Origin of the sequence: Tsukamurella ocularis (assembly GCF_965138335.1) — a bacterium.
GTDB lineage: Bacteria > Actinomycetota > Actinomycetes > Mycobacteriales > Mycobacteriaceae > Tsukamurella > Tsukamurella ocularis_A.
Genome location: NZ_CBCSDV010000009.1, coordinates 1 through 11,891 on the forward strand (window position 1 = coordinate 1; position 11,891 = coordinate 11,891).

The following is an 11,891-nucleotide window of genomic DNA, read 5'->3' on the forward strand; positions in this document are numbered from 1 at the left end:
CGCCAGGGCCGTCCGGCGCCCGCTCGACGGCCCGCACCGAACGGGCGGACCGCGGCCTCGTCGAAGGGGCGCACTACGCCCGCGGCGCCGTCGCCGTACGATCGACACCCGTACGGTGACGAGAGCCTGGGCCGGAGCCGGGCACCCCGACGGGACCTCCCGCCCATGCGGCCGCAGCGCCGCGGCGGGGAGCCCTGGCGGGGCGAGCGCGCCGGACAGCAGCGGAACGCGCCGCAGCAGCGGCGCCGAGGACAGGAAAAGGGCAGACGGGCGTGGTGAGTTCTTCTCGAGCGGTTTCGGTGGTGGTGGCCGGTGGCGGCACCGCAGGACACATCGAACCCGCCCTGGCGGTGGCCGACGCCGTCCGGGCCCTGCGCCCCGACGCCGAGGTCACCGCTCTCGGCACGCCGAAGGGACTCGAGGGCCGCCTCGTCCCGGAGCGCGGCTACCCGCTGGCGATGATCCCGCCGGTCCCGCTCCCGCGGAAGCCCGGGAAGGACCTCGCGAAGCTGCCCTTCACCCTCGCCGGTGCGGTGCGCCGCACCCGGAAGGTGCTCCGCGAGACGGGCGCCGACGTCGTCGTCGGCTTCGGCGGCTACGTGGCGCTGCCCGCCTACCTCGCCGCCCGCAGCATGGGCGTGCCCATCGTGATCCACGAGGCCAACGCCAGCGCGGGCGTCGCGAACAAGGTCGGCGCGAAGCTCGCCACCAAGGTCTTCGCCGCGGTCCCCGGCTCCGGCGTGGCCGCCGAGGTCGTGGGCATCCCGGTCCGCGCCTCCATCACCGGGCTCGACCGCGCGGCCCTGCGCGGCGAGGCCCGCGCCCACTTCGGCCTGCCCGCCGACGGCCCCGTCGTGCTCGTCTTCGGCGGCAGCCAGGGCGCTGTGCGCCTCAACGACGGTGTCGTCGGCGCCGCCCGGGACTTCGCCGACGCGGGCGTGGGCGTGCTGCACGCCTACGGCCCCAAGAACTCCGTGGACGTCGACGTCCCCGGCTACGTCGCCGTGCCCTACCTGACTCGCATGGACCTCGCGTACGCCGCCGCCGACCTCGCCGTGTGCCGGTCGGGCGCGATGACGGTGGCCGAGGTCGCCGCCGTCGGGCTGCCCGCCGTCTACGTGCCCCTCGCGCACGGCAACGGCGAGCAGGCCCTCAACGCGCAGCCGGTCGTCGCCGCGGGCGGGGGACTGCTCGTCGACGACGCCGCCTTCACCCCGGACCTGGTGCGCGAGACCGTCGTTCCGCTCGCGGGCGATCCCGAACGGCTCGCCGCCATGAGCGCCGCGGCCGGCGGTACAGGGCACCGGGACGCGGCGGGCACCGTCGCCGCGGCGGCGCTCGCACTGGCACAGGAGAGGCGGACGTCGTGACGGAGTCGACAGGAGCGCTGCCCGATCGGCTGCAGCGCGTCCACATGGTGGGCATCGGCGGCGCCGGCATGTCCGGCATCGCGCGGATCCTGCTGGCCCGCGGCGGCCAGGTGTCGGGCTCCGACGCCAAGGAGTCGCGCGGCGTGATCGCGCTCCGGGCTCGCGGTGCGCAGGTCCAGGTGGGCCACAGCCCCGAGGCGCTCGACCTGCTGCCCGGCGGCCCGACGGTGGTCGTGACCACCCACGCCGCCATCCCCAAGGACAATCCCGAGCTGGTCGAGGCGCAGCGCCGGGGCATCCCGGTGATCCTGCGGCCCGAGGTGCTCGCCGACCTCATGGACGGCTATCGCACCCTGCTGGTGAGCGGCACGCACGGCAAGACCTCCACGACGTCGATGGCGGTCGTGGGGCTGCAGCACTGCGGCGCCAACCCGTCCTTCGCGGTGGGTGGCGAGCTCAACGAGTCGGGGACCAACGCCTTCCACGGCACGGGCGACGTCTTCGTCGCGGAGGCGGACGAGTCCGACGGCTCGCTGCTGCAGTACGCGCCGGACGTGGTCGTGGTCACCAACGTCGAGGCCGATCACCTGGACTTCTTCGGCTCCGAGGAGAAGTACGTCGCCGTCTTCGACGCCTTCACCGAGCGGATCCGCCCCGGCGGCACCCTCGTCGCGTGCCTCGACGACCCCGGTTCGGCGGCCCTCGCGCAGCGGACCCACGCCGCGCTGCGGGCCCGTGGCGTCCGCGTGCTCGGCTACGGCGAGGGCACCCACCGCGACCTCGCGCCCGACGTGACGCTGATCGCCCAACTGCTGGACTACAAGCCCCGCGCAGAGGGCGGCATGCTCAAAGTCCGCTTCTCGGACGAGAACCGGAAGGTCACCGAGCGGGCGATCCTGCTCTCGGTGCCCGGGAAGCACATGGCGCTCAACGCGATCGCCGCGACGATCGCCGTCGTGAGCACGGGCCGGCCGACCGCGAAAGTGATCGAGGGCATCGAGGCCTTCGGCGGCGTGCACCGCCGGTTCCAGCTCCGCGGCACCGAGCAGGGCGTGCGCGTCTTCGACGACTACGCGCACCACCCGACCGAGGTGCGCGCCGTGCTCACCGCCGCGGCGGAGATGGTGGCCAAGCAGGCCGGACCGGGGCGCGTGATCGTCGCCTTCCAGCCGCACCTGTACTCGCGGACCGAACAGTTCGCCGCCGAGTTCGCCGAGGCGCTCAGCCTCGCCGACGAGGTCGTGGTGCTCGACGTCTACGGCGCGCGGGAGGCCCCGCTGCCGGGCGTCACGGGCGAGCGGATCGCCGAGAAGGTGACCGCCTCCGTCCACTACGTGCCGAGCCAGTCCGAGGTGGCGGGCGTCGTGGCCGGCCTCGCGAGCCCGGGCGACGTGGTGATCACCATGGGCGCCGGCGACGTGACGATGCAGGGCCCGACGATCCTCAACATGCTGGCGCAGCGCGGCGCCGAGGCGGGCGCGTGAGTTCTCCCGCGACGCGCAGGCGCGTGCCGGGGCTGCGGCGTCTGCTGCTGATCCTGCTCGCGCTCGCCGTGGTGGCGGGACTCGCTGCGGCGGCGTACTTCTCGCCGGTGCTCTCGGCGCGCGACGTCTCCGTGACCGGCGCGACCAACGCGCCCGCGGACCAGGTTGCCAAGGTGGTGGAGCCGCTCAAGGGGCGTCCGCTGCTGCAGATCACGCCGGGCCAGCGCGACGCCTACGCCGCGCAGGTGATCGCGGTGAGCCCGTGGATCGACCGCGCCACCGTCACCGTGTCGTACCCGTCGACGCTGGTCGTCGAGGTCACCGAGCGCGAGGTCGTGGCCTACGCGCAGCGCCCGGCCGGGACCGTGCTCGTGGACGCCAAGGGAGTGCCCTTCATCAAGGTGGGGGAGCCGCCGATCCTCACGCCGAAGCTCGCCGTCGACGACCCGAAGACCGACGATCCCGCGACGACGGCGTCGATCGCGGTGCTCAAATCGCTGCCGCCGGACCTGCACGGCCAGGTCGTCGAGATCGGGGCCGATTCGCCGGCCAACGTGCGCTTCGTGCTGCGCGACAAGCGGGTCGTCAACTGGGGCGACGACCAGCGGGCGGCGGACAAGACCGCCGCGCTGCGGATGGTGCTGACCCGCCCCGGCAAGGAGTTCACCGTGATCAACCCGGACATGCCGACCACCCGCTGAGGGTGTTCTTCCCCTCACCGAGAACGTTTTTCCCGACACGCCCGCGCGCCTGCGGGGCAAGCGGCGCACCGCCCTCTACCTTGGTTTCAGACCAGCTACTTGACATAACTTTAAGCCTTCTGTTGAGGTTTAGGGTTCGTCTCAGAAGCAACAGACTTCACATCAGGGGAAAGGCGAAACATGACCGCCGCGCACAACTACCTCGCCGTAATCAAGGTCGTCGGCATCGGCGGCGGCGGCGTCAACGCCGTGAACCGGATGATCGAACAGGGCCTCAAGGGCGTCGAATTCATCGCGATCAACACGGACGCCCAGGCGCTCATCATGAGCGACGCCGACGTCAAGCTCGACGTGGGCCGCGACTCGACCCGCGGCCTGGGCGCCGGCGCCGATCCCGAGGTGGGCCGCAAGGCCGCCGAGGACGCCAAGGATGAGATCGAGGAGCTCCTCAAGGGCGCCGACATGGTCTTCGTCACCGCGGGGGAGGGCGGCGGCACCGGCACCGGTGGCGCGCCGGTCGTCGCGAGCATCGCCCGCAAGCTGGGCGCGCTCACCGTGGGTGTCGTGACCCGGCCCTTCACCTTCGAGGGCGCCCGCCGCGGCAAGCAGGCCGAGCAGGGCATCACCTCGCTGCGCGAGTCCTGCGACACGCTCATCGTGATCCCCAACGACCGGCTGCTGCAGCTCGGCGATGTCAGCGTCTCCGCGCTCGACGCCTTCAAGAGTGCCGACGAGGTGCTCCTCAACGGTGTCCAGGGCATCACCGACCTGATCACCACGCCGGGTCTGATCAACGTCGACTTCGCGGACGTCAAGAGCGTCATGTCCGGCGCCGGGAGCGCCCTCATGGGCATCGGCTCGGCCCGCGGCGAGGGGCGCGCGCTCAAGGCCGCCGAGGCGGCCGTGAACTCGCCCCTGCTCGAGACCTCGATGGAGGGCGCGCACGGCGTGCTCATGTCCATCGCGGGCGGCAGCGACCTGGGCCTGTTCGAGATCAACGAGGCCGCGTCGCTGGTGCAGGGCGCCTCGCACGAGGACGCGAACATCATCTTCGGCACCGTGATCGACGACAACCTGGGCGACGAGGTCCGCATCACCGTGATCGCCGCGGGCTTCGACGGTGGCGCCCCCGCGCGCCGTCCCGTGACCCGCATCGGCGGCCAGCACACGGCGGTCGAGCAGCCCGCGCCGGAGCCGCAGGAGTCGCGCGGGGGCAACCCGTTCGGCGCCCGCCCGGCGCGCGCCAATGACCCGTTCTCCGCCGGCCCGGCGGGCCGCGAGTCGCGCTCGGACGACGACTTCGATCTCGATGTCCCGTCCTTCCTGCAGAACCGCCGCTGAGGATCCTGATACCGACGGCGCTCCCGGCTCTGCCGGGGGCGCCGTCAGTAGTCTTGTGCCATGACTGATCCCGCATCCGCTCCTGTCGCCGCGCACCGCGTCCGGCGAGTGACCACCACTCGCGCGGGCGGTGCGTCGCAGGCCCCGTACGACACCTTCAACCTGGGCGATCACGTCGGCGACGACCCCGCCGCCGTCGCCGCGAACCGGCTCCGCCTCGAGCGGGAGATCGGCGTCGAGCCCGGGCACGTGGTGTGGATGGAGCAGATCCACAGCCGGAACGTGACCGTCGTCGACGGTCCGCGTGCCGAGCCCGTGGAGGCCACCGATGCGCTCGTGACGGCGGTGCCGGGCCTCGCCCTCGCCGTGCTCACCGCCGACTGCGTCCCGATCCTGCTCTCGGACGACGAGGCGGGCGTACTGGCCGCGGTCCACGCGGGCCGGGTCGGCGCTCGGATCGGCATCGTGCCGGCCGTGATCGAGACGATGCGGGAGCTGGGCGCGCGCCCCGAGAGGATCGGTGCCTTCCTCGGCCCCGCCGCCAGCGGCGCGAAGTACGAGGTGCCCGCGTCGATGGCGGCGGATGTCGAGCAGCACCTGCCGGGGAGCCGCTGCCGCACCGACAAGGGTACGGACGGGCTCGATCTGCGCGCCGGGATCCGTCGGCAACTCGAGGGCCTGGGCGTCGCCGGGGTCGCGGTGGACCCGCGCGACACCATCAGCGACCCCACGCTGTTCTCGCATCGCCGGGGCGCGCCGACGGGCCGCCTGGCCTCGGTGATCTGGATCGACACACCGAAATGACATCGATGGGATTCGTGCGCGTGTCGGAACCGCCATTCGCCCGTCTTCCCTACTAATCTCACTTCCATAACGACAGTCACAACCGTCACACCAGCCCATGCAGGCGCCGAGGAAGGGCAAAGATGAGCACTCTGCACAAGGTCAAGGCGTACTTCGGGATGGTTCCGCTGGATGCCTACGACGACGGATACGTCGACGAGGGCACCCCGCAGCCGCGCGGCCGCCGCAGCCTCGACGACGAGTTCGACGACTACCGCGGTGAGCGCGGCTACGCCTACGACGGACGCCGCGCGGACGACTACGACGGACGCCGCGCGGACGACTACGACGCCTACGAGCCCGCGTACGCGGACGGCTACGACGCCCGTGGTGCCGCCTACGACGATCGGTACGACGCCGGTTACGAGCGGGGCTACCGCGAGCCCGCCCGGGCCGCACTGCCGCGTCTGGAGCCGCTGCGGGACGTCTCGCGCTCCGTCGCCCCGTCCACCCGCGGCGCGCTGGCGATGGACACCCGCGCCGATGTGCTGAGCCAGGAGAACCCGATGTCCCGCATCACCACCCTGCGTCCCACCTCCTACGAGGAGGCGCGCACGATCGGTGAGCGCTTCCGCGACGGCATCCCGGTGATCATGGACCTCACCGCCATGGACAACGCCGATGCCAAGCGGCTCGTCGACTTCGCGGCCGGCCTGACCTTCGCGCTGCACGGTTCCTTCGACCGGATCACCACCAAGGTGTTCATGCTGGCCACGGCCGACGTGGACGTCACGGCGGAGGACCGGGCCCGGATCGCGGAGACCGGTTTCTACAACCGCTGACGCTTTCGGGCAGACTGGTACTCGTGCAAGCATTCTGGCTCGTCGTCTACACGCTCCTCTCGATCTTCTGGTTCCTCCTGATCGTCCGGCTCGTGGTCGAAGTGGTGAAGTCCTTCGCGCGGGAATGGTTCCCGAAGGGAATCGTGGCGCTGATCCTCGAAGGAGTGTTCACCGTCACGGATCCGCCGCTGAAGGCGCTCGATAAGGTGCTGCCCTCGCCGCAGTTGGGGCCGATCCGCCTGAATCTGTCGTTCATCGTCCTGTTTCTGCTGGTGGCGATCGCGCAGCGTATCGTCTACGGCCTGGCCGTGTAGGTCCGGTGCACACCGCTCCCGCCCGGGGAATCGGACATTTCATCGCGTGATTGTTGGGTGATGAGGAACAAACGGGTCTGGTGTGACAGGATGTGCACTAGTTACAGTGTTGGTCCGAGTGACTTGAGATCTGTCGAGCAGCCGAATTGAGGGGAAACGACCTATGAAGCTGACACCCGCCGACGTGCGGAACGTGGCGTTCAGCAAGCCGCCGATCGGAAAGCGCGGCTACAACGAGGATGAGGTGGATCAGTTCCTCGATCTGGTCGAGACCGAGCTCGCTCGGCTGATCGACGAGAACAACGATCTGCAGCAGCGCAACACCGAGCTCGAGCGCGAGCTCGGTGAGGCCCGCGCCGGTGGCGGCGAGCAGCCGTCGGCCGACAGCACCGTCGCCTTCGCGTCGCCGACGCCGAACGCGCCCGCTGTCGCCGAGCCGGCCCCGGCCGCCGCTGCCGCGGCGCCGGCCACCACCGAGGAGGCGCACGTGCGCGCCGCCAAGGTGCTCGGGCTCGCGCAGGAGACCGCCGATCGCCTCACGAACAACTCGCGTTCCGAGGCCGAGAAGCTCGTCTCGGACGCGCGTGCCCAGTCGGAGGCCATGGTCACCGACGCCCGGCAGAAGGCCGAGGCCATGGTGGCCGACGCCCGCCAGCGCTCCGATGCGCTGCTCGCCGATGCCCAGACCCGCTCGGAGAACCAGCTGCGCCAGGCGCAGGAGCGCTCCGACGCACTGCAGGCCGAGGCCGAGTCGAAGCACACCGAGATCATGACCACCATCAACCAGCAGCGCACGGTGCTGGAGGGTCGGATCGAGCAGCTCAAGACCTACGAGCGCGAGTACCGGACCCGGCTCAAGACCTACCTCGAGGGGCAGCTCGAGGAGCTGCAGTCGCTGCGCAGCGCCGCTCCGGTCGATCACGGCCAGGGTCGCGGTGGCGACTTCAACGACCCCGGCAACGCGGCCGGCGGCAACCAGCAGTACAAGTAGCCGCTGGTACCAGCCGGTACTAGGGCGGAGTTGTCATGCTGCTAGCCGCACTGGGGGCGACGGTCATCGGGTTCGTCCTGCTGATCGTCGCCCTGGTCACGGCCAATCTCTGGCTCGCCATCGCGTGCGTCGTGGTCTCGGTGATCGGCGTCGGCCTGCTGCTCGGCGACGTCCTCACCTACCGCCGCGGCGAACGGGACAAGGCCGACCGGGTCGCGCCCTGGAGCCCGGGTGACCGGGACGACGACGAGGATGCGGCGCCGTCGGACCGTCCCGCGCGCGCGGCCGCACCGTCTGCGACCGACGCCGAGGCGGAGGCCGCGGAAGCGCCCGTCGACGATGCGGCGCGCGAGGCGGGCACCGTCGGCCACGAGGAGTTCGGGCACCACGACGACGACGCGAACCCGACCACGCAGTTCGCGATGGGGCCGCTCGGCGGCCCGACGGGGTGGGAGCACGAGTCGCCGGCCGACACGGACGACGAGGCGACCCGCGGTCTGTTCGCGCCGGGGAAGTACGACCCGGACATGACCGATCAGATCCCGCAGATCAGGATCGATCAGGCCTGGGGTACGGAGTGGACTCCGCCGCAGGAGCCGGAATCGGAAGATCCCGGCAAGAAATGACGTTGCACGATTAGCTATCCTGGGTGATAGCACTGCGTCGATCCGGCCATCACCGGGGAGCATCCGGAAGAACGGGCGGGATCCGCCCCAGTAGAACCGGACGGGTGGGCCCGTCACAGCCCGGTTCAAGTGGCGCCGCCCCGGAACACCGGGGAGACGCAAGCGGGGTGGTACCGCGGAGTCCGGCTAGAGGGCCGGGCATCGTCCCCGTGCTGGTAGTAGACGGCACGAGGAGTCACCGTGAGCGAGAAGCGCCCCTATCCGCTGGTCGACATGACCCGCGACGACGACGGCCCCGCCCGGGCGGGCACCCCGTCGTTCCCCGATCTCGAGGAGCGCGTCCTCGCGTACTGGGCCGAGAACGACACCTTCCGGAGGACGATCGCGAACCGTGAGGACGCCGAGGAGTTCGTCTTCTACGACGGTCCGCCGTTCGCCAACGGCCTGCCGCACTACGGCCACCTGCTGACCGGCTACGTCAAGGACCTCGTCCCGCGCTACCAGACGATGCGCGGCAAGAAGGTCGACCGCCGGTTCGGGTGGGACACCCACGGCCTGCCCGCCGAGCTCGAGGCCGAGCGCCAGCTGGGGATCAAGGACAAGTCCGAGATCGAGACCATGGGCGTGGAGAAGTTCAACGACTACTGCCGCACGTCGGTGCTGCGGTACACGGAGGAGTGGCGCCAGTACGTCACCCGCCAGGCCCGCTGGGTGGACTTCGACAACGACTACAAGACGCTCGACCTGGACTTCATGGAGTCCGTCATGTGGGCGTTCAAGACCCTCCACGAGAAGGGCCTGATCTACCAGGGCTACCGCGTGCTGCCGTACTCCTGGTACGAGCAGACGCCGCTCTCGAACCAGGAGTCCAAGCTCGACGACGCCTACAAGATGCGCCAGGACCCGGCGGTCACCGTCGGGATGCCCCTGCGCACCAAGGGCACCCCCCTCGAGGCGCTCGACGGCGTCGAGGCCCTGATCTGGACCACGACGCCGTGGACGCTGCCGTCGAACCTCGCGATCGCCGTGCACCCGGATCTCGACTACGTGCACGTGACCGGCGCCGATGGGAAGGACTACCTGCTGGCCGAGGCGCGGCTGGGCCAGTACGCCCGCGAGCTGGGGGAGTCGCCGGAGGTCAAGGGGACGTACAAGGGGCGCGAGCTGGAGTTCGCCGCCTACGAGCCGCCCTTCGACTTCTTCGCCGGCCATCCGAAGGCGCACGTCACGCTGCTCGCCGATTACGTGACCACCGACTCCGGTACCGGCGTGGTGCACCTCGCGCCCGCGTTCGGTGAGGAGGACATGGACCTCGCGACCGGCAAGTACGGCATCGAGGTCGTGCAGCCCCTTGATCCGGGCGGGAAGTTCACCTCCGCCGTGCCGCCCTACGAGGGCCTGCAGGTCTTCGACGCGAATCCGGTGATCAGCAAGGACCTCAAGGCCAAGGGCCGGCTGCTGCGCCACGAGACGATCGAGCACAGCTACCCGCACTCCTGGCGCTCGGGCCAGCCCCTGATCTACATGGCCGTGCCCTCGTGGTTCGTCGAGGTCACCAAGATCATCCCGCGCATGCTGGAGCTGAACCAGGACATCACCTGGAACCCCGCGCACATCCGCGACGGCCAGTTCGGCAAGTGGGTCGAGGGCGCGCGCGACTGGAACATCAGCCGCAACCGGTACTGGGGCGCCCCCATCCCGGTGTGGGTGTCCGACGATCCGGCGTACCCGCGCGTGGACGTCTACGGCTCGCTGGACGAGTTGGAGCGCGACTTCGGGGTGCGTCCGACGAACCTGCACCGCCCGTACATCGACGAGCTGACCCGGCCGAATCCGGATGATCCGACCGGGAAGTCGACCATGCACCGCGTTCCCGAGGTGCTGGACTGCTGGTTCGAGTCGGGCTCGATGCCCTTCGCGCAGGTGCACTACCCGTTCGAGAACCAGGAATGGTTCGACAGCCACTTCCCGGGCGACTTCATCGTCGAGTACAACGGGCAGACCAAGGGGTGGTTCTACAACCTGCACGTGCTCGCGACGGCGCTGTTCGACAGCGCCGCCTTCCGCACGGTCGCGGCGCACGGCATCGTGCTGGGTCACGACGGTCTCAAGATGTCGAAGTCGAAGCGGAACTACCCGGACGTCAACGAGGTCTTCAACCGCGACGGTTCCGACGCCATGCGCTGGTTCCTCATGGCGTCGCCGATCCTGCGCGGCGGCAATCTCGTGGTCACCGAACAGGGCATCCGCGACGGCGTGCGGCAGACGCTGCTGCCGCTGTGGAACGCCTACTCGTTCCTGCAGCTGTACGCGGAGCGGCCGGCGACGTGGCGGACGGATTCCGAGGACGTGCTGGACCGGTACATCCTCGCGAAGCTGGCGCAGACTCGCGACGCCATGACCGAGGCGCTCGACACCTGCAACATCGCCGACGCGTGCGAGGAGCTGCGTCTCTTCGTCGACGCGCTGACCAACTGGTACGTGCGCCGCTCGCGGGCGCGGTTCTGGGACGGCTCCGACTCGGGCGCCTTCGACACCCTGTACACCGTGCTGGAGACCACCTGCCGGCTCGCGGCGCCGCTGCTCCCGATGGCGACCGAGGCCATGTGGCGCGGACTCACGGGCGGCGAGTCGGTGCACCTGACCGACTGGCCGTCGGCGTCGGACCTGCCCGCGGATCCCGAGCTGGTCGCGGCGATGGACGAGGTCCGCGACGTCTGTTCCGTGGCGTCGTCGGTCCGGAAGGCGAACAAGCTGCGCGTGCGGCTGCCGCTGCACACGCTCACCGTCGCCGGGCCCGGCGCGGAGAAGCTCGCGCCCTTCGCGTCGATCATCGCCGACGAGGTGAACGTCCGCGACGTGCAGGTCTCGGCCGACGCCGACCAGTACGGCCGGGTCGAGATCGCGGTCAACGCCCGCGCGGCGGGCCCGCGCCTCGGCAAGGACGTGCAGACGGTGATCAAGGCGGTGAAGTCCGGCGACTACGAGGTCGTCGACGGTGCCGTGGTCGCCGCGGGCATCGCGCTGCAGGACGGCGAGTACAGCCGCAAGCTGGTCGCCGCCGCGCCCGACTCCACCGCGGAGCTGCCCGACGGTGCCGGGCTCGTCGTGCTCGACCTCACGGTCGACGCCGAGCTCGAGGCCGAGGGCTGGGCCAAGGACCGCATCCGCGAGCTGCAGGAGGCGCGCCGGTCCGCGGGCCTCGACGTGAGCGACCGGATCGCGCTGGTGCTGGACGTGCCGGCCGAGAATCTCGCCGCCGCGCAGACGCACCGCGAGCTGATCGCGGGCGAGGTGCTGGCCACGTCGCTCGAGTTCGGTCCGCTCGACGGGGATGCCGACGCCGTGGACCTGGGCGACGGCGTCCGGGCCCGCCTGACGCGCGCCTGAGCGACGTCGCGCCGTGGCCGAGGCGGACCGGGCGGGGGCGGTCGATGCG

10 protein-coding genes are annotated in these 11,891 nt (G+C 70.8%); all 10 read left to right on the top strand.

Annotation, left to right across the window (positions count from 1 at the left end):
• The first annotated feature begins 272 nt into the window (after window positions 1-272).
• The 10 genes from murG to ileS all read left to right on the top strand — a co-directional run bounded on the left by murG (window position 273) and on the right by ileS (window position 11,842).
• Window positions 273-1,370, top strand: coding sequence for an undecaprenyldiphospho-muramoylpentapeptide beta-N-acetylglucosaminyltransferase (murG, locus tag ACNAYW_RS10150; protein ID WP_415849580.1), 1,098 nt, complete (start codon window positions 273-275; stop codon window positions 1,368-1,370).
• Window positions 1,371-1,414: 44 nt separating this feature from the next.
• Window positions 1,415-2,854 (top strand): UDP-N-acetylmuramate--L-alanine ligase, encoded by a 1,440-nt coding sequence (murC, locus tag ACNAYW_RS10155; protein ID WP_415849712.1) that lies wholly within the window; start codon window positions 1,415-1,417, stop codon window positions 2,852-2,854.
• The gene (locus tag ACNAYW_RS10160; protein ID WP_415849581.1) at window positions 2,851-3,555 is read left to right on the top strand and encodes a cell division protein FtsQ/DivIB; all 705 of its coding nucleotides are present in this window, start codon (window positions 2,851-2,853) and stop codon (window positions 3,553-3,555) included. The genes murC and ACNAYW_RS10160 overlap by 4 nt, the downstream gene beginning before the upstream one ends.
• A gap of 180 nt (window positions 3,556-3,735) precedes the next feature.
• The gene (ftsZ, locus tag ACNAYW_RS10165) at window positions 3,736-4,896 is read left to right on the top strand and encodes a cell division protein FtsZ (RefSeq protein ID WP_415849582.1); all 1,161 of its coding nucleotides are present in this window, start codon (window positions 3,736-3,738) and stop codon (window positions 4,894-4,896) included.
• Window positions 4,897-4,956: 60 nt separating this feature from the next.
• Complete coding sequence (gene pgeF / locus ACNAYW_RS10170) at window positions 4,957-5,700, top strand: peptidoglycan editing factor PgeF (protein ID WP_415849583.1); 744 nt, start codon at window positions 4,957-4,959, stop codon at window positions 5,698-5,700.
• Window positions 5,701-5,822: 122 nt separating this feature from the next.
• On the top strand, window positions 5,823-6,521 hold the full coding sequence (locus ACNAYW_RS10175; protein ID WP_415849584.1) for a cell division protein SepF: 699 nt from the start codon (window positions 5,823-5,825) through the stop codon (window positions 6,519-6,521).
• A gap of 23 nt (window positions 6,522-6,544) precedes the next feature.
• Window positions 6,545-6,835, top strand: coding sequence for a YggT family protein (locus ACNAYW_RS10180; RefSeq protein WP_415849585.1), 291 nt, complete (start codon window positions 6,545-6,547; stop codon window positions 6,833-6,835).
• A 163-nt stretch (window positions 6,836-6,998) separates the two neighbouring features.
• A complete protein-coding gene (gene wag31 / locus ACNAYW_RS10185) occupies window positions 6,999-7,826 on the top strand; it encodes a DivIVA-like cell division protein Wag31 (RefSeq protein WP_415849586.1) in 828 nt (275 codons plus the stop codon).
• A gap of 35 nt (window positions 7,827-7,861) precedes the next feature.
• Window positions 7,862-8,452, top strand: coding sequence for a hypothetical protein (locus ACNAYW_RS10190; RefSeq protein ID WP_415849587.1), 591 nt, complete (start codon window positions 7,862-7,864; stop codon window positions 8,450-8,452).
• Window positions 8,453-8,725: 273 nt separating this feature from the next.
• Complete coding sequence (gene ileS / locus ACNAYW_RS10195) at window positions 8,726-11,842, top strand: isoleucine--tRNA ligase (protein WP_415849713.1); 3,117 nt, start codon at window positions 8,726-8,728, stop codon at window positions 11,840-11,842.
• Window positions 11,843-11,891 lie beyond the last annotated feature (49 nt).

Bases quoted from the DNA above. Each gene is read 5' to 3' on its own strand.
- murC (WP_415849712.1), top strand. From the start codon at position 1,415: ATGGTGGGCATCGGCGGCGCCGGCATGTCCGGCATCGCGCGGATCCTG.
- ftsZ (WP_415849582.1), top strand. From the start codon at position 3,736: ATGACCGCCGCGCACAACTACCTCGCCGTAATCAAGGTCGTCGGCATC.
- pgeF (WP_415849583.1), top strand. From the start codon at position 4,957: ATGACTGATCCCGCATCCGCTCCTGTCGCCGCGCACCGCGTCCGGCGA.
- ACNAYW_RS10175 (WP_415849584.1), top strand. From the start codon at position 5,823: ATGAGCACTCTGCACAAGGTCAAGGCGTACTTCGGGATGGTTCCGCTG.
- wag31 (WP_415849586.1), top strand. From the start codon at position 6,999: ATGAAGCTGACACCCGCCGACGTGCGGAACGTGGCGTTCAGCAAGCCG.
- ACNAYW_RS10190 (WP_415849587.1), top strand. From the start codon at position 7,862: ATGCTGCTAGCCGCACTGGGGGCGACGGTCATCGGGTTCGTCCTGCTG.
- ileS (WP_415849713.1), top strand. From the start codon at position 8,726: ATGACCCGCGACGACGACGGCCCCGCCCGGGCGGGCACCCCGTCGTTC.